At 67.3% G+C, this 25,065-nt stretch carries 22 protein-coding genes; 9 read left to right on the forward strand and 13 right to left on the reverse strand.

From position 1 onward, the window contains the following. Positions 1–64 precede the first annotated feature (64 nt). Entirely contained in the window at positions 65–718 is a 654-nt protein-coding gene (locus AC5RTS_RS15965; RefSeq protein ID WP_493992994.1) for a GNAT family N-acetyltransferase, read from the forward strand. 82 nt (positions 719–800) lie between these two features. After that, the gene (locus tag AC5RTS_RS15970; RefSeq protein WP_493992995.1) at positions 801–3,149 is read left to right on the forward strand and encodes a DEAD/DEAH box helicase; all 2,349 of its coding nucleotides are present in this window, start codon (positions 801–803) and stop codon (positions 3,147–3,149) included. A gap of 37 nt (positions 3,150–3,186) precedes the next feature. On the opposite strand, the gene AC5RTS_RS15975 is transcribed toward AC5RTS_RS15970, so the two are convergent. The 7 genes from AC5RTS_RS15975 to ssd all read right to left on the reverse strand — a co-directional run bounded on the left by AC5RTS_RS15975 (position 3,187) and on the right by ssd (position 8,387). Next, positions 3,187–3,621 carry a hypothetical protein gene (locus AC5RTS_RS15975; RefSeq protein ID WP_493992996.1) on the reverse strand — a complete coding sequence of 145 codons (435 nt, stop codon included), beginning with the start codon at positions 3,619–3,621 and terminating at the stop codon, positions 3,187–3,189. A gap of 97 nt (positions 3,622–3,718) precedes the next feature. After that, on the reverse strand, positions 3,719–4,063 hold the full coding sequence (locus AC5RTS_RS15980) for a TadE family type IV pilus minor pilin (protein WP_493992997.1): 345 nt from the start codon (positions 4,061–4,063) through the stop codon (positions 3,719–3,721). Between the two features lie 78 nt (positions 4,064–4,141). Then, a complete protein-coding gene (locus AC5RTS_RS15985; RefSeq protein ID WP_493992998.1) occupies positions 4,142–4,483 on the reverse strand; it encodes a DUF4244 domain-containing protein in 342 nt (113 codons plus the stop codon). Between the two features lie 145 nt (positions 4,484–4,628). Then, positions 4,629–5,318 (reverse strand): hypothetical protein, encoded by a 690-nt coding sequence (locus AC5RTS_RS15990; protein ID WP_493992999.1) that lies wholly within the window; start codon positions 5,316–5,318, stop codon positions 4,629–4,631. Further along, positions 5,315–6,058, reverse strand: a complete 744-nt coding sequence (locus tag AC5RTS_RS15995; RefSeq protein WP_493993000.1) for a hypothetical protein — start codon at positions 6,056–6,058, stop codon at positions 5,315–5,317. The genes AC5RTS_RS15990 and AC5RTS_RS15995 overlap by 4 nt, the downstream gene beginning before the upstream one ends. Beyond that, positions 6,046–7,302 (reverse strand): TadA family conjugal transfer-associated ATPase, encoded by a 1,257-nt coding sequence (locus tag AC5RTS_RS16000; protein WP_493993001.1) that lies wholly within the window; start codon positions 7,300–7,302, stop codon positions 6,046–6,048. The genes AC5RTS_RS15995 and AC5RTS_RS16000 overlap by 13 nt, the downstream gene beginning before the upstream one ends. Then, complete coding sequence (gene ssd / locus AC5RTS_RS16005; RefSeq protein ID WP_493993002.1) at positions 7,299–8,387, reverse strand: septum site-determining protein Ssd; 1,089 nt, start codon at positions 8,385–8,387, stop codon at positions 7,299–7,301. The genes AC5RTS_RS16000 and ssd overlap by 4 nt, the downstream gene beginning before the upstream one ends. 376 nt (positions 8,388–8,763) lie before the next feature. Here ssd and AC5RTS_RS16010 point away from each other — a divergent pair, with 376 nt between their 5' ends. Then, positions 8,764–11,202, forward strand: coding sequence for an alpha/beta fold hydrolase (locus tag AC5RTS_RS16010; RefSeq protein ID WP_493993003.1), 2,439 nt, complete (start codon positions 8,764–8,766; stop codon positions 11,200–11,202). 134 nt (positions 11,203–11,336) lie between these two features. Here AC5RTS_RS16010 and AC5RTS_RS16015 read toward each other — a convergent pair whose 3' ends face one another. Continuing rightward, positions 11,337–11,597 (reverse strand): hypothetical protein, encoded by a 261-nt coding sequence (locus AC5RTS_RS16015; protein ID WP_493993004.1) that lies wholly within the window; start codon positions 11,595–11,597, stop codon positions 11,337–11,339. 119 nt (positions 11,598–11,716) lie between these two features. Between AC5RTS_RS16015 and AC5RTS_RS16020 the strand changes: the two genes are divergently transcribed. Next, a complete protein-coding gene (locus tag AC5RTS_RS16020; protein WP_493993005.1) occupies positions 11,717–13,435 on the forward strand; it encodes a bifunctional 3'-5' exonuclease/DNA polymerase in 1,719 nt (572 codons plus the stop codon). A 6-nt stretch (positions 13,436–13,441) separates the two neighbouring features. On the opposite strand, the gene AC5RTS_RS16025 is transcribed toward AC5RTS_RS16020, so the two are convergent. From AC5RTS_RS16025 to AC5RTS_RS16040, 4 genes are all read right to left on the reverse strand, one after another. Beyond that, positions 13,442–15,565, reverse strand: a complete 2,124-nt coding sequence (locus AC5RTS_RS16025) for an acyltransferase family protein (RefSeq protein ID WP_493993006.1) — start codon at positions 15,563–15,565, stop codon at positions 13,442–13,444. Between the two features lie 153 nt (positions 15,566–15,718). Further along, positions 15,719–16,402, reverse strand: coding sequence for an NUDIX hydrolase (locus AC5RTS_RS16030; protein ID WP_493993007.1), 684 nt, complete (start codon positions 16,400–16,402; stop codon positions 15,719–15,721). Further along, positions 16,399–17,196: an endonuclease III gene (gene nth, locus AC5RTS_RS16035; RefSeq protein ID WP_493993008.1), complete on the reverse strand. Its 798-nt coding sequence runs from the start codon at positions 17,194–17,196 to the stop codon at positions 16,399–16,401. The genes AC5RTS_RS16030 and nth overlap by 4 nt, the downstream gene beginning before the upstream one ends. An 81-nt stretch (positions 17,197–17,277) precedes the next feature. Continuing rightward, the gene (locus AC5RTS_RS16040; RefSeq protein ID WP_493993009.1) at positions 17,278–18,555 is read right to left on the reverse strand and encodes a hypothetical protein; all 1,278 of its coding nucleotides are present in this window, start codon (positions 18,553–18,555) and stop codon (positions 17,278–17,280) included. Positions 18,556–18,854: 299 nt separating this feature from the next. Between AC5RTS_RS16040 and acs the strand changes: the two genes are divergently transcribed. Next, on the forward strand, positions 18,855–20,840 hold the full coding sequence (gene acs / locus AC5RTS_RS16045; protein ID WP_493993010.1) for an acetate--CoA ligase: 1,986 nt from the start codon (positions 18,855–18,857) through the stop codon (positions 20,838–20,840). 78 nt (positions 20,841–20,918) lie between these two features. Here acs and AC5RTS_RS16050 read toward each other — a convergent pair whose 3' ends face one another. Continuing rightward, the gene (locus AC5RTS_RS16050; protein ID WP_493993011.1) at positions 20,919–21,341 is read right to left on the reverse strand and encodes an organic hydroperoxide resistance protein; all 423 of its coding nucleotides are present in this window, start codon (positions 21,339–21,341) and stop codon (positions 20,919–20,921) included. Between the two features lie 115 nt (positions 21,342–21,456). Between AC5RTS_RS16050 and AC5RTS_RS16055 the strand changes: the two genes are divergently transcribed. From AC5RTS_RS16055 to AC5RTS_RS16070, 4 genes are all read left to right on the forward strand, one after another. Beyond that, on the forward strand, positions 21,457–22,053 hold the full coding sequence (locus AC5RTS_RS16055; RefSeq protein ID WP_493993012.1) for a TetR/AcrR family transcriptional regulator: 597 nt from the start codon (positions 21,457–21,459) through the stop codon (positions 22,051–22,053). 90 nt (positions 22,054–22,143) lie between these two features. Then, positions 22,144–23,484, forward strand: coding sequence for an MFS transporter (locus tag AC5RTS_RS16060; protein ID WP_493993013.1), 1,341 nt, complete (start codon positions 22,144–22,146; stop codon positions 23,482–23,484). 7 nt (positions 23,485–23,491) lie between these two features. Then, positions 23,492–23,977, forward strand: coding sequence for a type II 3-dehydroquinate dehydratase (aroQ, locus tag AC5RTS_RS16065; protein ID WP_493993014.1), 486 nt, complete (start codon positions 23,492–23,494; stop codon positions 23,975–23,977). 1 nt (position 23,978) lies between these two features. Then, complete coding sequence (locus AC5RTS_RS16070; protein ID WP_493993015.1) at positions 23,979–24,959, forward strand: DUF2332 domain-containing protein; 981 nt, start codon at positions 23,979–23,981, stop codon at positions 24,957–24,959. Positions 24,960–25,065: the final 106 nt, after the last annotated feature.

Consider the following 25,065-nt stretch of genomic DNA (forward strand, 5'->3'; position numbering starts at 1 on the left):
CGGAGACGTGCATTTCACCGGGCATCCATACCTTTACCCCGGGAGGCACCGCTAGGGTTCATCTATGACAGCGCTGGACGATGATCTGCTGGAGACCTGGGTCTCCGGCTGGGCACAGGCACGTGGCTACCGGACGCGGCGTGAGGGACGTTTCCCGGCAGCCCTGCTGCATGACCGGACGAATGACTGGGAGTATTTCGCCCTCGAACCCTCGCACGACGAGTTCGCTGCCCTGGCCTCCTCCGCCCGGCACAGCCCGACCCGGCTGTTCACCATTGTGACCACGCGTGCCGACGAGATTTACGGCGCCGCCACTGTCTACGGGCTCCAGATCCGTTCCACCGACGAGGTGTTGATGGTTGCCGACATGTCCGGCCAGGATGTGGAGGCCCCCATCCAGCCGTGGGACGAGTTCTCCACCGAGACCACCCACACGGACAGCATCGGGTCTGTGACCGTTCTCTCCGAGGGCCGGCCGATTGCCCAGGGCAGCGTGGCGGTGGTCAACGGCTACGCCGTCTTTGACCGGATTGTCACGGAGCCTGCCTTCCGCCGGCGTGGCCTTGGCAGTTACGTGATGCGTGCCCTGACCGCGGTGGCCTTGGAGGACGACGCGGACGCCGGGCTGCTCATCGCCTCGGTGGACGGCCAGGAGCTGTACCGATACCTGGGGTGGGAATCACTGGCCAGCGTGGTGATGTTCGAGCCGCGAATGTGATCTTTTTCCGGAGCGTTTCCGCAGGGTTTCCCCCCGCAGTGAACATGGCCTGTGGCCGTTTTGCCGGTGGGAGAATGGGCACGTGGCCCTACATGATTCCCTGATCCCGCTGCTGGGCGGCGGCGCCGAGCCGGAGCAGCTGATGCACGTCCATCAGATCCCTGCCCGCCGCGCCGTGACGGCGCCGTGGCCCCAGTGGGCGCACCCCGACGTCGTTGCCGCCTACCGGAACCTGGGCATCCAGGAGCCCTGGGCGCACCAGATGGAGGCAGCCGAAGCCGCGCACAGCGGCAGGCACACGATCATCGCCACCGGCACCGCATCCGGAAAGTCGCTCGCCTACCAGCTGCCGGTACTGGACGCCATCCACCGGACGTCCCTGGATGACCGGGCGACGCTGGAGCCCAGCGGCGCCGTGGCGCTTTATCTCGCCCCCACCAAGGCGCTGGCCGCGGATCAGCTGGCGGCCGTCAAGTCGCTGAAGCTGCCCACGGTCCGGGCCGAAACGTACGACGGCGACACGGACACCGGGGCGCGGCGCTGGATCCGGGACCACGCCAATCTGGTGCTGGCCAACCCGGACATGCTGCACTTCGGCGTGCTGCCCAACCACACCTGGTGGGCCCGCTTCTTCCGCCGGCTGAAGTACGTCATCATCGACGAGGCGCACAGCTACCGCGGGGTGTTCGGCTCGAACGTCGCCAACCTCATGCGCCGGCTGCGCCGGATCTGCCGGTACTACGGGTCTGACCCGGTGTTCATCGGCGCTTCCGCCACCTCCGCGGATCCGGAACAGTCCTTCAGCCGGCTGATCGGCGCCCCCGTGACGGCCGTGACCGAGGACAGGTCGCCGCACGGTTCCACCACCGTGGCCCTGTGGGAACCGCAACTGACCGATCTCAAGGGCGAGAACGGAGCCCGGTCCCGGCGCACCGTGGTGGCCGAGACCTCGGACCTGCTGGCGAATCTGGTGGCGGCCCAGGTGCGCACCATCGCCTTCATTAAGTCCCGCCGCGGTGCCGAAACCATTTCCACCATTACCCGCCGGCTGCTGGACGAGGTTCATCCTTCGCTGCCCGGCCGGGTGGCCGCCTACCGGTCGGGTTACCTGCCGGAGGAACGGCGCGAGTTGGAGCGCCGGCTGCGCAGCGGTGAGCTGCTGGGCATTGCGAGCACCTCCGCACTGGAACTGGGCATTGATATCTCCGGGCTGGACGCGGTGCTGGTGGCCGGCTGGCCCGGAACCCGGGCATCCCTGTTCCAGCAGATCGGACGGGCGGGGCGGTCCGGCCAGGATGCGCTGGCGGCGTTTGTGGCCAGTGACGACCCGCTGGACACCTACCTCGTGCACCATCCCGAGGCGATCTTCGACATTTCCGTGGAAGCGACGGTATTTGACCCGTCCAATCCCTATGTCCTGGGTCCGCATCTGTGTGCCGCCGCCGCTGAGCTGCCGGTGACCCCCGACGAACGTGAGCTGTTCGGCCCCACTGCGGCCGGGCTGCTGGACCAGCTGGTCGCTCAGGGCTACCTCCGTAAACGGCCGTCCGGCTGGTTCTGGACGCATCCGGAAAGCGCCGCATCCATGGTCAACCTGCGGGCCGCAGGCGGCGGGCCGATCAACATTGTGGAATCCGAAACGGGCACCCTGCTGGGCACCATGGACTCCCCTCAGGCCCAGTACCAGGCCCACACCGGGGCCATCTACGTCCATCAGGGCACCACCTACCTGGTGGATGAGCTCAACGAAGCCGACCACTGCGCCATGGTGACCCGCACCAACCCGGAGTTCTACACGCAGGCCAGGGACATCACCCAGGTGGCGGTCCTGGAAACCGAGCGCACCGAGGAGTGGAACGGGATCCAGGCCTGTTTCGGCACGGTGAAAGTCACCACCCAGGTGGTTTCCTACCAGCGCAAGGCTCTCATCTCCAACGAAATCCTCGGGGAAGAGCCACTGGAGCTGGAGGCCAAGGAACTGTTCACCAAGGCCGTCTGGTTTGTCATCGACGAGAAGTTCCTCGTCTCGGCCGGACTGGCCCCGGCGGATTTCCCCGGTTCCCTGCACGCGGCCGAACACGCTTCCATCGGCATGCTGCCCCTGGTGGCCACCAGCGACCGCTGGGACATCGGCGGGGTATCCACGGCCCTGCATGCCGACACCGAGAAGCCGACCATTTTTGTGTACGACGGGCACCCCGGCGGGGCCGGTTTCGCCGAGCGAGGCTACGAGGCCGCCCGGACCTGGCTGGCCGCGACCCGGGACGCCATCCGTGCCTGCGAATGCGACGGCGGCTGTCCTTCCTGCGTCCAGTCCCCCAAATGCGGCAACAAGAACAATCCGCTGGACAAGAAGGGCGCCGTCACGCTGCTCAACGTTCTGCTGGAGCATGCGTCGGACGCGCCGGATGCCCTGGTGCTGACCAGATAGGTACGGGGCCGCGCAGCCAGGCTGTCCCGGACCTGGCTCAACCGGGCGGGCCGGCCCGTGCCTTGCCGGTGGCCGGCACCGGCAGGGCGGGGATGGGCACCTCCGTTTCAATACTGAGAATGCCGGTGGAGGCATCAGCGGCACAGGCGCTGACCACACCGCCGTTCCGCTGGGCTATCTGACGGGCCACACCGCACGCATCGCCACCTATAGCGCCGTTCCGGGAACCGGGCAGGGCGTCAGTGTCCGTATACCGATCCCCGCCGGGCGGAATCCCGAGCAGCGGCGTTCCCGTGAGCAGGTTCGGTGCCGGGAGCGGCGCGCCACCGGCCGGCCCCAATCCGCGCAGTGCGTCCGCACCTGCGAGCGCTGCCAGATCGGCGGCGGTGGCGGCACGCACGGCAGCGACGGAGGCTTGGACCAGGACAAGGGCGACCATGGAGAAACCCAGCAGCACCAGGCAGATCCCCATCGCCGCTATTGTTCCTGCTCCCCTCTCGTTTACGTCCTTGTCCGGCCCGGCATACGCCTCATGCTCAGGTTCCCCTTTCCCTGCCTCAGCGGGGACGTCACCGGGCCGGCGTGCCAACGGGATAACCTCCGTCCCCCGGGAAAGCCACGGCGTTCGCGGTCAGTTCCAGCGGCAATAAGCTCAGGACCGGCAGCGACAGGGAACTGCGGACCTCCACCGCCGTCCAGTCTCCTTCCGGCGTCAGGACCAACTGGGCCGAGCCGCCTGCCAGCCGACGTACAGCGGCCTCCGCCGCCGTGTTGTCGGCCCGCATAACCTCCCGGGCCGCGGCGCGAGCCGCTTCTTCCAACCGGAGCTGGGTAACCCCTGCGGAAATACCGGTCAGCCCGAACACCAGCACCAAAGCGATGGCCGGTAACGCCGTAGCAAACTCGGCCGTCACCGCACCCCTCTCCCGGCTTTCCCCGCGCTCTCGGCCGGTTCGGCGACCCCGTGCTCGCTGCCTGTCCACCCTGGCGCCCTATCCCAAGGTCAGGGCGGAACGAATCAGCGAGAGCAACATGCCGCGGACTTCGTCGCCGCCGAGGATAACTGCCAGCAATCCCGCAAACGCAACGGCGGCCAAAGTAGCAATGGCGTATTCGGCGGTCGCCATGCCTGCTTCCCTGTCGAATGCGGGGCAGGGCTCCTGCAGGGGCAGACGGGTCACGCGGGCAGGTGCAGTCAGAGCGTGCAGGCCGTGGGTACCGTCCGATTCCGGGTTCGGGCAGGAGCCGCCGGAACGGTGGTTTTCGGAACGGCGTGAGTCGGGGCGCTTCTTGTCGAGCTTGGTATCTACGTGCAGCTTGGTATCAACGTGCATGGACTTCCTCCTACAGAATCGGACCGGAACATGATCCTGTCCCGGCGTGCCCGCAGCAGGTCCGGCGAGAACACCTGCCGGGGACAGGACCGGCCGGCCAGGAGCCTGTGGAGGGAGGACCAGGTGCAAGCACGGCACGGGCTGCTCAGAACCATCCCGGCGACAGGGACATCAACAGCGGAATGACGGTCAGCGCCACAAATGCCGGAAGGGAGCACAGCCCCAGCGGCACCACCAGACGGACCCCGAGGGCGGCAGCCCGGCGCCTTGCTGCGGTCTGCCGGCGCCGGCGGAGTGCATCTGCCTGGGAATGCAGCACCGCAGCCGATGGGGCACCGGTCAGAGCGGTGAACCGCAGTGCCGGGCCCAGCGCCCCGAATGCCGCAGCAGGCACGCCAGGACCAGCCACGTCCGACGCCGGTGGACCGTCCGGTGTCTCGTCGCCCGGCGAATCCTGGGACTGAGGATACGGGCGGGGCTGACGGAGCCGCCGCGAGCGGCGACGAGATGAGGCACCTCCGGGACCGGCATCGGTGGATAATTGCCAGGCAGCGTCCCAGGGCATCCCCAGTTCCAATGCCCGCAGCAGCCGCTCGAGACCACGGGCGGTAGCCGGATCCACCCCCTCACGGAGTATCCCCAGCGCGGAAGCCAGCGGCTGCCCCGCCTCAAGCATTGCGGCAACCAGATCCAGCATCAGTGCCGGATCTCCGACTGTTCCCTCTTCCTGCGGTTCGCTCCGCGGACGGGAATCCCGCCACGGAGGATTCCTACCGGCTCCGCCCAGTACCAGGGCAGCAGCGGAGAGCAACCCGAACACCAATAATCCCGTCATTCCGGCGCCTCCCCGGACGGCGTCTCTGCCTCCTTGACCAACCGCCCTGACCAGACGCGGCCTGCCAGCCAGAACCCGCCTCCGGCCGCGCCGGCAGCCCAGCCCAGCGGCGTCGCTGTCAGGATGTGCAGCGGATTGCCGCCCAGCAGGTACCCGAGGAGAATTCCACCGCCTGGCAGCCATGACAGCAGGCGCATGGTCGCCCGCGGTCCCGCCAATGCTGTCACGCGATCCGATGCTGCGTCGCGGGCGGCTTCCAACTGGCCCGCATAGCGGGTGAGTACCCGGGACAACGGGGCACCGCTGCGTTCGGACACCCGGACACAGACGGACAGGCCCGCCCAGAGCTCCTGCAACGAGGGATCGGGCGCACCGCCACCCGTTCGGCCCGCGGCCGCCAGCACTGGAACGGGACTGAGCCCCAAGGCAGCCGACGCTGCCGCCGCCCGCAGCACACCGGCAAACGGATGGCTGGACGCGTTCGACGGCGGCCCGGCGGAATAGAGCGTCGCTGCGTCGGCCCATATCCGGTAAGCCGGACGGCCGGCCGCCAGCAGCCCCGCCAGTTCGCGGACCAGCAGGGCCGGCGCATCGGCATCCAACCTCTCCTTGGGCCGCAGGGACAGAGCCGCGAAGGGCCCCTTTGAGCTTGCCCTCTGGCCGGCACGCAGGGCCGTTCCCCTACCGAGCATCAGTACTGCCGCCGCGGCGAGCAGCATTGCGACGGTCAGGCCTGCCATGCCGTCACGCGAGGTCCCTCCGATGCCGGTCCGTCGACGGCTTCCACCGTTCCGCGCAGCTCAAGCCGGCGTTCGAGTTCCGGCCAGCCGTTGTCCCGGCGGTAGTTCGTTCCCTTGCGCAGGAGGGCAGGCACAGCAGTCAGCTGACCCTTGGAGGAAAGCACCAGGACGGCAATTTCGGAGATGACCCGGACGCCGCCGGCCCGGTGCAGATGGATTACAACATCCAGTGCTGCCGCGGCCTGCAATGCCACTGCTTCCGCACTCATTCCCGCGAGCGCTCCCAGCGCTGCAAGCCTTGCCGGGACACCTGATGCCGAGTTGGCGTGGATGGTTCCGCCCGCTCCGTCGTGCCCGGTATTCAGGGCCGCCAGCAGTTCACGGACTTCAGTTCCCCGGCACTCCCCCACCACCAGCCGGTCAGGGCGCATCCGCAGAGCCTGCCGGACCAGCTCGGTTTGATCCAGCACTCCGGTGCCTTCCACGTTTCCATGCCGGGTCTGCAGGCCCACTACGTGGGGGTGGTCCGGTTCCAGTTCCGCGGCGTCCTCCACCAGCACCAGCCGTTCTTGCGGTCCGCTCAGCGACAGCAGGGTGGAGAGGAGCGTGGTTTTACCGGTGCCCGTTGCACCGCTGATCATAAAGTTGAGGCGGTGCCTGATGATTGCCCGGAGCACCCGTTCGCACTCAGCATCCAGTGTTCCAGTCCGGGTCAGCTCGGCAAGGGTGAAGGTCCTGGTCCGGTGAATCCGGATGGACAGGAGCGTGGAGCCGGCGGACACGGGACGCAGCACGGCATGCACGCGATATCCGGGCAGCTGAACATCGACACAGGGGCAGGAGTCATCCAGGCGCCTGCCCCCGGCGGCGATCAGGCGGGTAGCCAGTGCCTGTACTTCCGCGTCCCCGGCAAACCGGATGCCGGTCAGTTCCAGCCCGTGGCCGCTGTCCACCCAGACCCGGTCCGGGCCGTTGACGAGGATGTCGCTCACCCCCGGGAGCAGGGCCAGGGGCTGCAGGGGACCAAGCCCTTGCAGCTCGGCCCGCATCCGGTCCACTGCTTGGAGGGTTCCTTCGGACCCGAGCAGGTGTCCGCTGGACTGCACCGCGGCGGCCAGCCGTGCCCCCGTCACCGGCTCTGGGTGGGCCAGCATTCGGTCCCGGACCCGGGCCAGGAGGGGGTCGGGCCCCGGAACCTGCTCCGCCCGGCGGCGAGGCGGACCACCGCTTCTTCCCGCGCTCATGTCACCGCCCCGGCCGGTTCCGGCAGCACTTGTGCCAGGATCCGCTGCGCGGCCCGCCGAACCCGCGGACGGCCGGCGTCGGACAGCACCCTTCCGGACCTGTCCGCACGGTCCGCGCCGCGCAGGAAGGGAAGGTACCCTGCCAACGGAAGCCCCAGGGTATTGGCCACTAAAAGCTCGTCCAATCCATCCCCGAGCGGCCCCCGCACCACCGCGTACGGTTTTGTGCTGCCAAGCCCCGGCAGCAGGGACCGGGCGCTAAGGAGGCCGCTGACCCGGCCGGGCACCACCAGGAGCAGCTCATCACAGAGGTGCAGCAGCGTCTCGGTCCCGGCGTTGCACCCGAGGTCCACTATGGTCAGGCTGAATCCGCTGCGCGCCGCATCAAGGACAGTCCCGGTCACCGCGTCGCCCGCGGAAAGCAATCCGGGTCCGCGTGCAAGCAGTGAGAAACCGCCCAGGGCCGGCAGGCCGGCGGCCAACTGCACGGGGTTCAGGCTGCCGCTGATTCCTTCCAGATCCGGCCAGCGAATGCCGTGGAGGTCAGCAGCATCCAGGGCCCACTCGAGCCCTGCGCCCCGGGGGTCTGCTTCCAGCAGCATGACCGTTGCACCCGATTCCACGGCGCCGGCAGCCAGCCAACAGGCGGTGGTGGACGTGCCGGAACCACCGCTGCCCAGCACACCAAGCACCGTCCCTCCCGAACGGCTGCGGCGGCGGCCAAGATAGCCGGCAAGCCAGCCCGCGGCAGCGGGAAGGACGGCAACCCGCGCCGCGGAGCTGTAGGCGGCGATCTCCCAGACATCAGCGTCCCCGGCCAGCCCAACGACTATGATGTCAGGCGGCTTCACGCCGCTTCCGGCCATGCCATGAACCCTGCCGCCCGGGCGGCCGGTCAGGAGACGGAGCCCGCCGCTGTCCAGCAGCAGCACCTCAGGCCGCATCGCCATGGCGGCGCCGACATTCGCCGCCAGCGAGATGTCCACGCCCGCCGCTGCGCCCACCCGAGCCACTTCGTCCTGAACCGCCTGGTCGGCGGATACCAGGACCGTGACCGCTGCTGCCCGGCCGCCGTCGCCCTGCACCGTTCGCCGGCCCTGCCTTCCAACGGACAAACCGGAAACGGGTTCAGCGCCCGCAGGACGGCCTCCCGACAGCTCCGTATCCGCAGCATGATGTTTTAGGTTCATCGGCCCACCGTGTCAGGCCACATCCGCGGCGGCCCACGGCCGGGGAGGGAATGCGGAAAACCCGGTGCCGGCGACGCGGTGTGGAGGGAAAGAGCCGGGCACTGCCCGGCCTAGCCCGCCAGCATGAATGCCTGGCGGCATGGAAAAGCAACTGGAACAGCCGGGTGAAACGTTGAACCGATCCGGCATCATGGGACCGGAATGTGGGAGGAGTCCGATAGGGTCGCGGTAACCGGGCATAAAGGCGTGCCCGCAGAGGAAACGGGGAGTCATGGATTCGGGCGTGGAACATCTGGACGTGCTGATCATCGGCGCCGGGCTCAGCGGCATTGGGGTGGCCTGCCGGCTGCGTGAAGATCATCCGGGCCGTTCCGTTGCTCTTCTGGAAACCCGGGGCCGCCCCGGCGGCACCTGGGATCTTTTCCGCTACCCCGGAGTCCGTTCCGATTCAGACCTGTATACCTTCGGCTACGACTTCCGGCCCTGGCGGGAGGAGAAGGCCATCGCCGACGGCGCCAGCATCCTCGAGTACCTGAAAGGCACTGCTGCAGAGTACGGTGTGGACGCACTGATCCGCTACCACCACAAGGTGCTTTCCGCCGACTGGTCCAGCAGGGACGCGCGCTGGACCGTCACCGTTGAGCGCACCAGCACGCCGGACGCCGGACCGGACGGTGCCGCCGCCGAGCCCGTGGGAAGCGGAGAGATCCTGCACCTGACAGCCAACTGGATCTTCAACGCCGCCGGCTATTACCGCTATGACCAGGGATACGCCCCAGAGCTGCCGGGCAGGGAACAGTTCGCCGGCCAGGTGGTGCATCCGCAGCACTGGCCCGCAGATCTCGACGTCGCCGGCAGGCGGATCGCCGTCATCGGCAGCGGAGCCACCGCCATCACGCTGGTTCCGGCGCTGGCGGAACTGGATGCTCAGGTCACGATGGTCCAGCGCACCCCCACTTATATCCTTCCCGTCCCCGCGACGGACCCGGTGGCCCGGCGGCTGCGCGGCATCGTCGGCCCTGAACGCACCGGCCGGATCATGGCCGAGGTCAGCGCCCGCCGCCAGCTGGCCATCTGGTCCTTCTGCCGGCGCTGGCCGAAGCTGGCACGTAAGGTGATCAGCGGTATCCAGTCCCGTGCCGTCCCGGAGGGTTTCGAGCGGGACCTGCACCTGAATCCCCCGTATCAGCCGTGGGACCAGCGTCTGTGTGCCGTTCCGGACGGCGATTTCTTTGCCGCGCTGCGCAGCGGCAAAGCGACCATGGTCACCGGACAGACCACCGGATTCACCGAACACGGACTCCGTCTGGCCTCCGGAGCGGAAGTGGAAGCCGACGTCGTCGTGACCGCCACCGGATTCACGGTCCAGGTATTCGGCGGCATGGAACTTCGCCTGGACGGGGCTCCGGTGGACCTGACCGACCACGTTGCCTACCGTGGAGTGATGCTCAGCGGCATTCCGAATATGGCGTTTGCCATCGGTTATACCAACGCCTCGTGGACGTTGAAGATCGGCCTGGTGACGAGGTGGTTCTCCCGCCTGCTCACGGCGATGGACCGGCAGGCCCACACGGCGGCGGTACCCGTGGCGCCTCCGGGCATGCCCACCAGGCCGCTGCTGGATTTCGGTGCCGGCTACGTCCAGCGCAGCCTGGCGAACCTCCCCCGGCAGGGCATGGCGGCTCCCTGGCTGATGACGATGAACTTCCTGGCGGACCGCCGGGACCTGCAAAAAGGTGCGTTGGTGGACAAGTACCTGCAGTTCACCGGTCCGCAGGGCACGGTGGCCGGCACCGTGCCTGACGGCACCGACCGTTTTGTCACGCTGGAGTCGGGGCTGCGCCTCTGCTACCGCGTGGAAGGTCCCGAGGGTGGTCAGCCGGTAGTTCTGCTGTCCGGTCTGGGGCTGGACCTGGCTGCGTGGCCCGCTCCGTTCGTGGAGGGCCTTACCGCCGCCGGCTACCTCGTCATCCGCCTGGACAACCGCGACGCCGGGCGTTCGGACCGGATGGACACCGCCACCCCCACCGTGCTGCACCAGGCACTGGCCCGGCCGATGCCCGGCGCCTACCGGATCGAGGATATGGCCGACGACGTCATCGGCCTGCTGGACCATCTGCAGGTGAAACGGGCCCATGTGGTGGGAATGTCGCTGGGCGGGATGATCGCCCAGTCGGTTGCCGCCCACCATCCGGACCGGGTGCTGACCCTGACCTCGCTGATTTCCACAACCGGTGCCAGGAACGTCGGAGCCGCGGCGTTCTCCACCAAACGCCGGTTCGCCGCCCGCCCGCCGCGCACCCGGGAGGAGTTCATCCGGTCCCGGGTGTCAATGATGCGCCACCTGTCCGGGCAGGCCAATCCGGCGGACCCGGTTACCGAAGCCGAGTTGGCAGGCCAGGCCTGGGACCGCGGCGCCTACCCGGACGGCGGAGCGGCCCGCGCGCGGCAGCTTGGTGCGATCAACGCCTCAGCGGACCGCACCGCCGATCTCGCCGGGATCACGGCTCCTACGCTGGTAATCCACGGCGACAAGGACCCGATTGTGCATCCAAGCGGGGGTGCCGCAACCGCCGCGGCCATCCCGGGTGCACGCGCACTGACGATCCCGGGCATGGGGCATTACTTCCATCCGGCAGTGGTGCCCGATCTGCTGCGGCATGTCCGCGGGCATCTGGGCGCCGACGCTTCGGCGGCTCCGTCCCGCTGAGCCCGTTTCCTCCCGGCTGAGCCCGTTTAGCCCGGCAACCACGGGGTCCCGGATGCCTCAGTGGGCCACAGGTCCCGGATGCCCCCCCCAGTGGGCCACAGGTCCGTCCCGGTGGTCCCGGGGTCCCGGGACTCCTAAGCACCCATGTCCGGGGAAACCGGCACTGCATTGATCTTGGAGTTCCGGGGTAGCTTGGGCGTCCGTGAGAAGCCCTTGGCATCCAGGTGGTTCTTCGCACGGAACACTGCCACGGCGTCGTCGTACGCCCGGTTCACCCGGGCACCTGTGAACAGGCCGGTGCTTCCGTCGTTGAAACGGATCCGGATGGACGCAGACAGGGGAAAGTGCCGCTCCATCCGGATGAAGCCGTCATTGTCCTGCGTAAGAGTGATCACGTGGTTTCCGCCTGAGAGTTGGTGAGTTACCAGTCTCCCCTATTGCAGGCCCGCCGGAGCACCGCCCTCCCACTCTCCCCGGTAACCGGCGCTGCCGCGTTCCGGGTAAGAATAGAGGCATGTATATCGTCCTCGCTCCCGGTCCGGCGTCGGCCCGGCTGCCGGACGATCCCTGGACGTTGCAGGAAACGGACGACGCCGGGTCCCCGTCCGCACCGGTGGTCACGGTGCCGGCACGGGACCTGTCCGACGCCGTCCGGCACTACGAACAGCGCCCCGTCCGCTGGGTGTGGGAATCGGCCCGCAGCACCTATGCCCCGCTGCTGGCCACCGGGATCACCGTCGAGCGCTGCCATGACCTGGACCTGGTCCGCGGCATCCTCCGCTTCGCCGAGTCCGCTCCGCCGAGTCCGTACATTGAAAAACTCCGGGCCGAGGCACCTGATGTCGAGCCGGATCTGGCACCCCGGCAGCTGCCGCCGCTCAGCACATCCCCGGATCAGACATCCATTTTCGATACCTTGGATGCCCCGGCCGGCGTGCCGGCGGGTCCGCGCCGGAGCAGCATTGCCGAGCTCACGGCAGAGCTGGCCGACCAGCTGGATGCCGTAGCCCGGTCCGAGGCCCCGGCGAAACTGAACCTGCTGACGGTCGCTGAGTCCACCGGCGGCATGATCGCGGTGGAAATGGAGCATGCCGGCATCCCCTGGCGGCGTGACCTGCACGAGGCCATGCTCACCGAAGCACTGGGGCCGCGCCCGCCGGAAGGACGGCGCCCGGAGAAACTTGAGCAGCTGGCAGATGAGCTGCGCCGACTTCTGGGCAACCCCGGATTCAACCCGGATTCCCCGCAGGAGCTTCTGCGGGCACTGCACCGGGCAGGTATCGAGGTGCGCAGCACCCGCTCCTGGGAACTGCAGCAGCACAACCATCCGGCCATCGGACCCCTGCTGGAATACAAGAAACTTTCCAGGCTGCTCACCGCCAATGGATGGACCTGGCTGGATGCCTGGGTGGAAGGCGGCCGTTTCCGCACCGAGTACGTGGTGGGCGGTGTGGTGTCGGGCCGGTGGGCCTCCCGCGGCGGCGGTGCCCTCCAGATCCCCAAAACCGTTCGCGATGCTGTCCGTCCCGATCCCGGATACCGGTTTGTCGTGGCCGACGCCGCCCAGTTGGAACCCCGGGTGCTTGCTGCCCTGGGACAGGATTCAGCGCTGGCAGCGGCCGCCCGCGGCAAGGACCTCTATCAGGGCATCGCGGACCTCAATTTCGACGGCGACCGGGCCAAGGCCAAGATGGCGATGCTGGGTGCCATGTACGGTGCCACGAGCGGGGAATCCGGACGCCTGATGCCGGTGCTGACCCGCGCCTATCCGCAGGCAATTGGCGTGGTGGAGCGCGGCGCCCGTGCCGGGGAGGCCGGGCGGGTGGTCAGCAGCCATCTTGGCCGCAGCTGTCCGCCGGCGTCGGACCGGTGGCTGCAGTCCCAGCGCAGCGCCAGTGCCGAGGAACAGCGCCGGGCGGAGTCCCTGGCCCGCTCCCGGGGACGGTTCACCCGCAACTTCGTGGTCCAGGCCAGCGCCGCGGAGTGGGCGTTGTGCTGGCTGGCGGAGATCCGGCGGCGACTGCGCCTGGCCTCTTCCAGCTCTCCCGCGGGGCAGCTGGTCTTTTTCCTGCATGACGAAGTGATGCTTCACGTGCCGGCGGGCCGGGTGGAGGAGGTCAGCGCCTTGGTGTCCGATGCCGCTGCCGCAGCCACCAGGCTGCTCTTCGGTCCCATTCCGTTGGAGTTTCCGGTACTGGTCACTTCCGTGGATTCCTACGCCGACGCCAAATAATCGGGGTCAGTCCAGCCGGGCACCCAGGTACGGGGCCAACTGCCGGGCATACACTCCGTTCATGTGGTTGGCGTCGTAATACACCGCCACTCCGCCCACAGCGGAGTAACACTTGTGCAGGTCACAGAAGAACTCGGTCATATCCACCGGTTTCACCTCGTCTTCGGTGAATCCCTTGGCTGCCTCGACAAAGGGATCCGGACCCAGTGCGAGTTCGCGATCCACCGCACAGTCGGCGGGGGTGGATGCGTTGAAGGCAAGGCATTCTTCATCCCGCACCGAACCGTTTAAGGGCAGATCGGCTAGGGGCACCACGGTAATTCCTGCATCCACCCAGCGTTGCCAGGTTCGGCTCAGTGCATTCGCGTATTGAACCTCCTGGGGTGCGCCTGTGCCGTCATCGATGGTCTCTTCGGCGACAAACGAGCTGACGAACACCCGTTCCGGTGTGTCTGCCTCAATGGCTTCGGCAACGAGCCGGTTCCACCGTGCACAGTTTTCGACCGCGGTTGCCCCAACTTCAGCCCCGTAAAACGAGCGGACGGGTGCATCCAGCAGGGGGCAGCCGCCAAGGAAGCTGAGCTTGACCTGCCATCCCCGTTCCTGCCCCAGCTTCAGGATGGCCTGCTGCCAGTGCTGGCCATGTGAATCACCGACCAGCCACACGGTTTCCGCCTGCGGGTTGCCGCCTGAGTAATCGCAGATCACCGGGGCGTTGTATAGCGCGAGCTCACCTTCCCCCGCCAGAACGCATTCCTCCGGCGTTATGGCGTAGGCGTTGTGCTGATCCATATGCGGCTGGGCAACCGGGATGGCAAAAGGGTCTCCGCAGTCGCGGTTGCCGACCGCCGCCGGGCCATAGCACGGGCCTTCGGCGCCCGCGGCAGCCAGTTCCGCTGACTGGTTCTCCTTCACGACTCCAGCCGATCCCAGTATCACCGCCAAGGCAGCCACCGCCGCCATACCGGCGACCGGGGCCCGGAAACCCGGGATTCTTGCAGTGTGACGCCCCACGTGCCGGCGCATCCGCCCGGACCCCGGTTTGATCCAGGTATCTTCGACCCACCGTTTAGTGGCCCAGGCCAGCACGACGGCGACGGCGAGGATGGCCAGTTTGTAAGGGGCAGTCGGCACGGTGCGCAGGACATACGGGGCAGCAACAATCAGCGGCCAGTGCCAGAGATACAGCGAGTAGGAGATTTTGCCCAGGAACTGCACCGGGGCCAGTCCCGTGAGAACCTCATGACCCAGCCGGCGGACACCGGTACCGGCCAGGATCACGAGCGCGGAGCCGATCACCGGAACCAGGGCGGCCGAACCGGGGAAAGGTGTCGAGGCATCAAAGGTGAGGGCGCTGAAGATGATCAGGCCAAAGCCGCCAATGGCCAGGACGTTCCGCAGCACGAGTGATTTCAGCTCCACGGCGGCCAGCCCTACCGCTGCACCGACGGCAAATTCCCAGACCCGTGCCGGGGTGACGAAATAGGCCTGTTCGGGAGAGCTTCCCGTGACATAGATGCTGTAGGCCAGGAACAGCAGAGCGACCGCCGGCACCACTGCCGTCAGCAGCCGCCGCACCGGGATCCCGTACCGTCGGGCCAGAGCCGCGAAGAGGATCAGCGTCAGCGGCCAGAGGAGATAGAACTGTTCCTCCACCGAAAGCGACCAATAGTGCTGCACTGCCGAGGCCGACTCGGTCATGGCGGAATAGTCCACACTCTTGGCTGCGAGCAGCCAGTTCTCGGCATAAAAAACGCTGGCCAGCACTTCCTGTGCAGTCGCGGCCCAGCGCGGGTACGGCAGCACCAGCAGCGCCAGCACCATGGACGCTGCCAGCACCAGGAACGCGGCAGGGAAGAGCCGCCGGGCCCTCCGGGCGTAGAACGCAGACAGCCGCACCCTGCCGGTGGCCTCGATCTCGCGTACCAGGTGGGACGAAATCAGGAACCCGGAGATCACGAAGAACACGTCGACGCCGACATAGCCGCCGGGGAGCCGCAGGGGCCAGAGGTGGTTCAGTACCACCAGGCCCACGGCAAGGGCCCGCATGGCCTGGATATCGGTGCGGAACCGGGTGCCCGCCGCGGGTACCGGTGCGGCTCGGTGCCGCGCGCGCGTAGTGGCCGCCACGGCCATAGATTCCCCCTGCTAGCCGGACGGCATTCCCTGGACGGGATGGGTCGTTTCTGACGCCCGATTTTTCGGGCATATAAAGAATAGCGCTGCCGGGGCCCAGTCTTTGCCCCGCCCAGCCGGGGGCTCAGGGCCGGAACCGGAGGAAAGCTACAGGGCCGGGATAATCTCCCGGGCCTCATCCCAGGGCTGCGCCCAGCCAAGCTCATCCAGAACGCTGGAGAGGATGATGCCGGTAAAGCCCCAGACGAGGACATCATTGACCAGGAAGGCCGGGGTGCCCATCGAACGGCCCTGGCCCGGGAGGACCGCGGTCCGGCGGTTTTCGGGATTGATCAGGTCCGCCACGGGAACCCGGAAAACCGCTGCCGATTCGCCGTAGTCCACCACGTCCACGGGGGTGGGTTTGTCCCACCAGCCCAGCACCGGGGTCACCAGGAAGTTGCTGAACGGCAGTCCGATTTGGGGCAGGGAACCGAGGACCCTGACGCCGGCCGGGTCCAGGCCGGTTTCCTCGCGTGCCTCACGGAGGGCGGCGTCAACCACGCTGGCGTCCTCGGCGTCCACGGAGCCGCCGGGGAACGCCACCTGGCCGGGGTGATCGTTCAGGGTGGCGGCGCGCTCGATCAGCAGCACGTCGACGTCGGCCGGCACTGCGTCGGCGGAAAAGTCCGCCGGCCGGTCATCCAGCACGCCGAAGAGGATCAGGACGGCGGCCGGACGCGCGGTGGCAGGGTCCACGCTGCGGCGCAGCAGGTTGATGTTGGCGTTGAAGGACGTTGTGCCCGCGGCGACAGCTGCGGCCAGTGCTTCCAGATCCGTGACGGCGCTCATGCTTCCAGTCCGTATCCGGCGGCACGCAGCTGGGCACGGGTTTCGGCTGCCATCATCCGGGCATGCAGTTCTTCGCGGCCCGGTGCCAGCTCGTACTTAAGCAGCTTCCGTGCCTTCTCGGGGTCGGTTTCGCCCTCCCCGTAGGAGGGGCACAGCTGGGCGACGGCGCAGGCACCGCAGGCTGGTTTTTTGGCGTGGCAGACGCGGCGTCCGTGGAAGACGATCCGGTTGGACAGCGGCGTCCAGTCCTTGGGTTCGAACAGCGCCGCCACATCCTCCTCCACCTTGACCGGGTCTTTGGATGTGGTCCAGCCAAACCGGCGTGCCAGACGTCCGAAGTGGGTGTCCACCGTAATCCCCGGGACGCCAAAGGCGTTGCCCAGCACCACATTGGCGGTTTTCCGGCCGACGCCTGGCAGGGTCACCAGATCTTCCAGCCGGTTCGGCACCTCGCCGTCGTACTCATCCACCAGCCGGGCGGACAGCGCCTTGATGCTCGCGGCCTTCGCCCGGAAGAATCCGGTGGGCCGGATGATCTCCTGGAGCGTCTCGTCGTCTGCCTCGGAGAGTGCCCGGGCATCCGGGTACCGGGCGAACAGGATCGGCGTCACGGCATTCACCCGGATGTCCGTGGTCTGTGCCGACAGCACCGTAGCGACGAGCAGTTCAAACGCGTTCCCGAAGTCCAGTTCCGCCACGGCATACGGGTAGACCTCACCCAGCATCCGGTTGATCCGCCGGGCCCTTCGCTTCAGCGCGAGGAGGGACGGATCATTACCGGTTGCCTTAGCCAATGCTGCTGTCCTTCTGCGTTCGATCGTGCGCTGCTGGCAGCGCGTTGGTTGCTGATGACGGGTGCCGGCATGCGCCAGTTGCTACTGGTCGGTGTCTACGCGCTCGATGTTGCTGAGGTCCCGCAGCACGCCGATGCGGCCGGTGCGCTTGTCCTGGACCAGGAATTCGTCACCGCGGTCTTCCAGTCCCAGTTCCCAGTCTCCGGGGTGGAACATAAACAGCGGCAGCCCGGTCCGCTCATCGACAATCTGCCGCGGTGTTCCGACAGCGAACCAGAAGGCCTCCACGACGGCCTCGGACTCGTCCCGGGTGGCGGTGATGGGTTCGGCATCGCTTTCGTCGGCTGCCGGGACCGCGGTCTCGGACCTGCTCACCACCGGATTGACGGTTGTCGCCGCCAGGGGCTCCGCATTGCCTCCGCCGGAAGACGCAGCGGGTGCCTGGACGTCCTGGGCCTGGGTGGCCGGACCGGCCACGGGCTGGGACGTGCCCGGCGCCGCGACAGTGCCCGGCTGGGTAGGCTGCGGCTGGCTGCCCTGCGCCTTCGTGGCGCCTGCGGTACCGACGACGGCGGTCCCCGCGGCGGAGCCAGCCGCCCCGCCGGCGGAGGCTGCGGCGGCCGAAGCATCAGCGCCACGGTCGGTTGCCGGTACCGCAGGGCGCGGTCCGCTGAGACGGCGCATGGGGTTCTCGAAGCGGCGCGGCGCCGCGGACGAGGCATTAGCGGATTCGGTCTTGGGCCGGGGCGGGCGCTGGCGCAGCGGCAGCGTTTCGCGTGCCGCCGGAACGGCTGGAACCTCGGGACGTTCCTTGAATTCGCCGGCGAAGAACGGAAGGTGCGGGGCCAGCGTGGTTGCAACCACCAGGCCCAGGGACCCGATGAGGGCAATCATCGGCCCGACCGAGAAGTCCGTTACCGTCTGAATGAAGAAGAAGGCGAGCGCCAGGACTGCCGAGACCGAGGCGAACTGGTCGAGGGAAAGGGATCCCACGCGCAACTTCGTCCCCGGAGCCAGCCGGCGCGCGGCGAACAGGCCGGCCACCAGCAGCGGCAGCAGGATGCCGATACCCACGAAGAACAGCGAGAACCCGTTCCAGAGGTTCAGGTCCCGCACCATGCCCAGGTTGAAAACGGTAATGAACGGCAGCACGCTGCCAACGAGCATCACGAGCGCGGAGGCGCCCACCACAATGTCGCGGAGGCCGAACGGTCCGGCGAGGGCTTCGCGTGCACTGTGGCCCGCGGTCCCGTCCTGCGGCTGTGCCACGGATCCGGGTGCCGATGCGGAGGGATGGCCGCCGGTTTCCGAAGAGCCGGCGGTACTGCTGGCCTCGTTCTCAACAGGTGGGTTATTCATACTGATCTCCATTCACGACCTCCGCGCCGGACCCAGCGGGCCTGCGGATAACGGGAGGTGCGCATATACGGCACAAAAGCGGTTACTTCCTTCAGACAGCCTAAATCAACGACGGCGAGGCAGACTAGCCGGGCGACGGCGCGCCCCGTGGCAGTGACATACCGCTCACCGCATAATCAGGCCGTTTTGTAACTCTTTGTGTGACGGCTGCCACAATGGCGGAAAACCGGCGTTAGTGTGGTTGCCAGCCATGCACCATCGCCATGTGATGGATTGACGCGAAGTGAAAGGGTTCAACTATGTCTGATCAGTCCCCTGCAAAGAAGCACGGAGACGCCTTCGAGAACCTGCTGCACGAAAGCCGGAGTTTCCCGCCCAGTGCCGAGTTCGCAGCCGCTGCGGTAGCGCAGCCGTCCCTCTACGCGGACGCGGCGGACGGCCCGGAGTTCTGGGCCGGGCAGGCCCGCAGCATTCTCACCTGGGACCGGGATTTCGACCAGGCCCTGGACTGGTCCGATGCCCCGTTTGCCAAGTGGTTCGTGGGCGGGAAACTCAACGCCGCCTACAACGCCCTGGACCGCCATGTGGAAGAGGGCCGCGGGGACCGGGTGGCCATCTACTTCGAGGGCGAACCCGGCGATACCCGCACCTACACCTACGCGGCGCTCACCGAAGAGGTGAAGAAGGCAGCCAACGCCTTCGAATCGCTCGGTGTGGCCAAGGGCGACCGGGTCGCGGTCTACCTGCCGATGATTCCCGAAGCCGTGATCACCATGCTGGCCTGCGCCCGGATAGGCGCAGTCCATTCGGTGGTGTTCGGCGGCTTCTCCGCTGACGCCCTGCGCAGCCGGATCGATGACGCGGAGGCTAAGCTTGTGGTCACCGCCGACGGCTCCTACCGCCGCGGCAAGCCCAGCGCCCTCAAACCCGCTGTTGATGCCGCCCTCGCCGAGCCCGGCCACACGGTGGACAACGTGCTGGTAGTCCGGCGCAACGGGGAGCCCGTGGAGTGGACCGAGGGACTGGACCGCTGGTGGCACGACGTCGTGGACACCGCGGACACCGAACACACCGCCGTCGGACACGACTCGGAACATCCGCTGTTCATCCTCTACACCTCCGGCACCACCGGCAAGCCCAAGGGCATCCTGCACACCACCGGCGGTTTCCTGACCCAGACGGCGTTCACCCACCGGAACACCTTTGACCTGCAGCCGGAGACGGACGTGTACTGGTGCACCGCCGACATTGGCTGGGTCACCGGCCACAGCTACGTTGCCTACGCACCGCTCATCAACGGAGCCACCCAGCTCATGTACGAGGGGACGCCGGACACCCCGCACCAGGGCCGCTGGTGGGAGCTGGTGGAAAAATACAAGGTCTCCATCCTGTACACCGCACCCACGGCCATCCGCACCTGCATGAAGTGGGGCCGGGACATTCCACAGAAGTTCAACCTGGATTCCATCCGGGTGCTGGGAACGGTGGGCGAACCCATCAACCCGGAGGCCTGGATGTGGTACCGGAACGTCATCGGCGCGAACGGCGGGAAGAAGGAAAACCCCGCACCCATAGTGGATACCTGGTGGCAGACCGAAACCGGTGCGCACATGATCGCCCCCATGCCGGGCGTCACGGCCACCAAGCCCGGGTCCGCACAGGTGGCTGTGCCGGGCATCTCGGTGGACGTGGTCGACGAAATGGGCGAGCCGGTTCCGAACGGCTCCGGCGGCTTCCTGGTGGTCAAGGAACCCTGGCCGTCCATGCTGCGCGGCATCTGGGGAGACCCGGAGCGGTTCAAGGAGACCTACTGGTCCCGGTTCGACAACATGTACTTCGCCGGCGACGGCGCCAAGAAGGATGAGGACGGTGACATCTGGCTGCTGGGACGCGTAGATGACGTGATGAACGTGTCCGGGCACCGCCTCTCCACCACGGAGATCGAGTCCGCTCTGGTGAGCCACCCCTCGGTGGCCGAGGCCGCCGTCGTCGGCGCTGCGGACGACACCACCGGCGAGGCCGTTGTCGCGTTCGTGATCCTGCGCGGCAGCGCCAAGGACGACGACGATATTGTCACCACCCTGCGCAACCACGTGGGCAAGGAGATCGGTCCCATCGCCAAGCCGCGGCACATCCTGGTGGTTCCCGAACTGCCCAAGACCCGCAGCGGAAAGATCATGCGCCGCCTCCTCAAGGACGTGGCGGAAGGACGCGAAGCCGGGGACTCGAGCACCCTGGCCGACAACACGGTGATGCAGCAGATCGCGGAATCGCTGCGCAAGTAGCACCGCCCGGAAAACAGCACAGGCGCCCTCCCCCGGACCGGGGAGTGCGCCTGTGGCGTATGTGAGGGTTTCCGGAGATCAGCCGACGGTGACGTCCAGGTCCACCTCGATGTTGCCGCGGGTGGCGTTGGAGTAAGGGCAGACCTGGTGGGCGGCCTGGACCAGCTTGTCCGCCGTTGCCTCATCCACGCCGGACATCTCCACATGCAGGGCCACGCCGAGCTTGAAGCCGCCCTCGTCCTGCTTGTAGATGCTGACATCCGCGGTCACCGCGGCGTCGGCGATGGCTGCCTTCTCCATCCGGGCAACCATCTTCAGGGCCGAGAGGAAGCAGGCCGCATAACCGGTGGCGAAAAGCTGCTCGGGGTTGGTGCCCTCGCCGGAGCCGCCCATTTCGGTAGGAGTGGAAAGGTTGACCTCAAGCTTGCCGTCGCTGGTGCGGGCTTCGCCGTTGCGTCCGTCTCCGGTGGCGGTGGCAGCTGCGGTGTACAAAGCGCTCATGGGAACTCCTTCGTTGGAAAACTCGGTTCCCCTCAAGGTAGACTAACTAGTACGTCTACCGCAACAGGCGGGACGCGACAGGTGGGAACAGCAGCGGAAGCAGGGGGAACGGGAAATGCCAGCCAAACCGTCGGAGGTGCGCGAACGCATTCTCCGCAGGGCCTCCAGCCTTTTCTACACCGAGGGTGTACGTGCCGTCAGCGCGGACAAAATCATTGCCGCTGCCGGGACCACCAAGGTCACCTTCTACCGCCATTTCCGTTCCAAGGATGATCTCGTCGTCGCCTACCTGCAGGAGCAGTCCGCGGGCATGCGCCGGCGTGCCGAGGAGCTGGATCCGGATCCCTGCACCGGCCTGCGCCAGCTTGCAGAAGCCATGGGCACAGAAGCCTGCACCCCGGATTTCCGCGGATGCCCCTTTATCAATGCCGCCGCCGAATATCCGGATCCCGAGCATCCGGTCCGTGGCGTGGTTTCCGAGCATCGCCGCTGGCTGCACGGCCTGGTTGCCGGCCGCCTCGCACAGCTGGAGGTCAAAAACCCGGAGCAGCTGGCAGATCAGCTGCTGATGCTCCGCGACGGCGCCATGGTGCACGGTTACGTGCAGGACGCAGCGGCCGTGGGCCCGGCATTGGTGGCTGCAGGCCGCGCCCTGATCCTTGCCAGCGCACCGAAGGTTCCTACCACGGACGCCCCGATCCCCGGGGAGTAGCAGGCAGCGTCCGTCCGGCATGACGGCGCATATGTGACCTTGGACTCAGGAGCTTGGTGAAAGGGGCGGCGGATAGGACAATTCCTTTCCGTGTCTACTTCACTCACGCCGGCCACACCGGCATCACCCTCGTCAGCCAAGATGGCCCGCAAGGTAGCCGGGGCATCCTTCCTGGGCACCGCACTGGAGTCCTATGACTTCTATGTTTTCGGCACTGCCGCAGCACTGATACTGAACCGCATTTTCTTCCCCGACGTGGATCCGCTCACCGGCACACTGCTGTCCTTCCTGACACTGGGCATGGGTTTCGTGGCCCGTCCGCTGGGGGCAATTCTGTTCGGCCATATCGGTGACCGGGTGGGCCGTAAATCCTCCCTCATCGGCACCATCGTCCTGATGGGTGTAGCCACCGGGGCGGTCGGCCTGCTCCCGGACTACAACACCATCGGCGTGTGGGCCCCGCTGCTGCTGGTCCTGCTCCGCCTGCTGCAGGGCCTGGCCGTGGGCGGTGAATGGGGCGGATCCATCCTGATTGCCACCGAGCATGCAGCACCCAGGAAGCGTGCGCTGTATGCCGCCATCCCGCAGATCGGGTCCCCGGTAGGCACCATCATGGTCACCGGCATTTTCCTGCTGCTGGCCCAGGTCTCCGACGAAGCCATGGAGGCGGGCGTTTGGCGCATCCCGTTCCTGCTGGCATTCCCGTTTATGGGCATTGCCCTGTACATGCGCCTGGCCATTGACGAGACCCCCGTTTTCAAGGGCGTCGCCAAGGCACACCAGGTAACCCGCGTTCCTGTCCTGGAAGTGCTGCGCACCCAGTGGCTGGCCGTACTGGTAGCCGCCTCCGCCGCCCTGCTCGGCATCGGCTCCTACTTCCTGATGACCACCTACACCCAGTCCTACGGGATCACGGTGCTTGGACTGTCCCAATCCACGGTCCTGAACGCGGCTTTGGTGGGCTCGGTCCTGCAACTCGCCACCATCCCGGCCTTCGGCTTCCTTGCCAACCGGATCGGTTCGGCGCGGATGGTGCTGGCCGGGGCGGTTGCCACCTTGCTGATTTCCTTCCCGCTGTACTTCATCATCAGCAAAGCCACCGAACCGGTGTACATCCTCACCATCCTGATCGGCGGCATTGCCCCGACGGCGGCGTGGGCTGCCCTGGGCGGGCTGATGGCCGATCTGTTCCCTGCCCGCACCGGATTCACCGCCATGTCCCTGGCCTACAGCTTTGCCGGCATCCTCTCCGGGTTCACCCCCTCCATCACGGCGTGGTTCGGGCAGGAAACCGGCGGAGCGTGGTGGCATCCCGGCGTCGTACTGGCCCTGATGTCCCTGGTCACCATTGCCGGCGCCCTCGTTTCGCGGCGGATGACACCGCGTAACACGGCCGATCTGCCGTCTTCACAGGTATCCGCTCCGGCATAGTTAAGCCATGACTACAGCACAGACCCGCAACCTCCTCATCATCAACGGACCCAACCTGAACCTGCTGGGCACCCGTGAGCCGGCCATCTACGGCAGCGACTCGCTGGAGGACGTCGAGGCGGCGGCACTGGCCGCCGCCTCCGCCCACGGCTGGACAGTGGACTGCGTGCAGTCCAACCACGAAGGCGACCTGATCGACGCCATCCACGCCGCCCGCGGCACGGCGGACGGCATCGTCATCAACCCGGCGGGGTACAGCCACACATCGGTCGCCATCGCCGATGCCCTGTCCGGGGTGGAGCTGCCCGTGGTGGAGGTGCACCTGAGCAACATCCACCGGCGCGAGGAGTTCCGGCACCATTCGTTCGTCTCCGCTGTGGCCCGCGTGGTTATCTGCGGCGCCGGGATCAGCGGGTACCGGATGGGCGTGGACTACCTGATTGAGACCCTCTCGCCCGCCGAACCGCCGTCCGTCGGTGCAGACGGGGCCTGACATGGCTTCCACGGCGAAGCGGTATGCGGACTTCGCCCGGCGTGAGGCACGAGGCTCCTCCGCCGTATATGAGCAGTGGGCGGCGGAAATCAGCCGGGATCCTGCAGTGCTGGAACTGCTCGACGGGCTGCCTGACAACAAGCGCCAGCCCAACCTTGTTCCGGCCGCCGCCCGCAGCCGCGGGGCCGAAGCGGGAGCATACGCCCGGTTCCGGGCTTTCCTCCTGCGGGACTGGGACGGCATCAGGGACGTTGTCCTGCACCGCAGCACCCAGACCAACGAACCGCGCCGGTGCGCCGTCCTGCTCCCGCTTCTGGCACACATCGCCGCCGCCGAGGAACGCCCGCTCGCACTAATCGAAGCCGGAGCGTCCGCCGGGCTGTGCCTGTATCCGGACCGGTACGGCTACCGGTACAACGGCGGTACCGTCATCAACAATCCCGGCCGGAGCGACCTGGTGATGGACTGCCGGACCACCGGCAATCCCCCGCTGCCGCAGGCCTGTCCGGAGATCATCCACCGTGCCGGGGTGGACCTGAATCCGCTGGATCCCTCCGACCCCGGGGACCTGGCCTGGCTTCAGGCCCTGATCTGGCCCGGCATGGAAGACCGCCGGGACCGGCTGCATGCCGCAGCCGGGGCGGCGGCCCGCTCCCCCGCACCGGTGTTCCCGGGGGACCTGAACGACCTGACCCCCGGACTGATTGACGCCGCCCCGTCTGACGCCGCCGTCGTGGTGTTCCACACCGCGGTACTCGCCTATCTGCCGCCGGCGGAGAGGGAAACGTTCCGGGACACCCTCACCGCCCGCATTGGTATCCCCGAGCGTCCTGTGCACTGGATTTCCAACGAGGGACAAGGGGTTGTGCCGGGTTTGGAGGAAGTCCCCGGCACGCCCGATCCGGCGTTGTTCGCGCTGCACCATAATGGGAAAGCCGTGGGCCTGACGGGGCCGCACGGACAGTCCCTGGACTGGCTCTAGCCGGCTAGCTGTAACTCTTACGGACGTTGTGAACGCGTTCGATAGGTGAGAGGCCCCCGATCCCGGTATGGGCTCGGTGATGATTGTAGTGATGAAGCCAGGCATC

Source organism: Arthrobacter sp. MDT1-49-2 (assembly GCF_059090185.1).

Coding starts and splice junctions, on each gene's coding strand:
- AC5RTS_RS15965 (WP_493992994.1), top strand. CDS start 65: ATGACAGCGCTGGACGATGATCTGCTGGAGACCTGGGTCTCCGGCTGG.
- AC5RTS_RS15975 (WP_493992996.1), bottom strand. CDS start 3,621: ATGGGGATCTGCCTGGTGCTGCTGGGTTTCTCCATGGTCGCCCTTGTC.
- AC5RTS_RS15985 (WP_493992998.1), bottom strand. CDS start 4,483: ATGCACGTTGATACCAAGCTGCACGTAGATACCAAGCTCGACAAGAAG.
- AC5RTS_RS15990 (WP_493992999.1), bottom strand. CDS start 5,318: ATGACGGGATTATTGGTGTTCGGGTTGCTCTCCGCTGCTGCCCTGGTA.
- AC5RTS_RS15995 (WP_493993000.1), bottom strand. CDS start 6,058: ATGGCAGGCCTGACCGTCGCAATGCTGCTCGCCGCGGCGGCAGTACTG.
- AC5RTS_RS16000 (WP_493993001.1), bottom strand. CDS start 7,302: ATGAGCGCGGGAAGAAGCGGTGGTCCGCCTCGCCGCCGGGCGGAGCAG.
- AC5RTS_RS16010 (WP_493993003.1), top strand. CDS start 8,764: ATGGATTCGGGCGTGGAACATCTGGACGTGCTGATCATCGGCGCCGGG.
- AC5RTS_RS16020 (WP_493993005.1), top strand. CDS start 11,717: ATGTATATCGTCCTCGCTCCCGGTCCGGCGTCGGCCCGGCTGCCGGAC.
- AC5RTS_RS16030 (WP_493993007.1), bottom strand. CDS start 16,402: ATGAGCGCCGTCACGGATCTGGAAGCACTGGCCGCAGCTGTCGCCGCG.
- AC5RTS_RS16040 (WP_493993009.1), bottom strand. CDS start 18,555: ATGAATAACCCACCTGTTGAGAACGAGGCCAGCAGTACCGCCGGCTCT.
- acs (WP_493993010.1), top strand. CDS start 18,855: ATGTCTGATCAGTCCCCTGCAAAGAAGCACGGAGACGCCTTCGAGAAC.
- AC5RTS_RS16050 (WP_493993011.1), bottom strand. CDS start 21,341: ATGAGCGCTTTGTACACCGCAGCTGCCACCGCCACCGGAGACGGACGC.
- AC5RTS_RS16055 (WP_493993012.1), top strand. CDS start 21,457: ATGCCAGCCAAACCGTCGGAGGTGCGCGAACGCATTCTCCGCAGGGCC.
- aroQ (WP_493993014.1), top strand. CDS start 23,492: ATGACTACAGCACAGACCCGCAACCTCCTCATCATCAACGGACCCAAC.
- AC5RTS_RS16070 (WP_493993015.1), top strand. CDS start 23,979: ATGGCTTCCACGGCGAAGCGGTATGCGGACTTCGCCCGGCGTGAGGCA.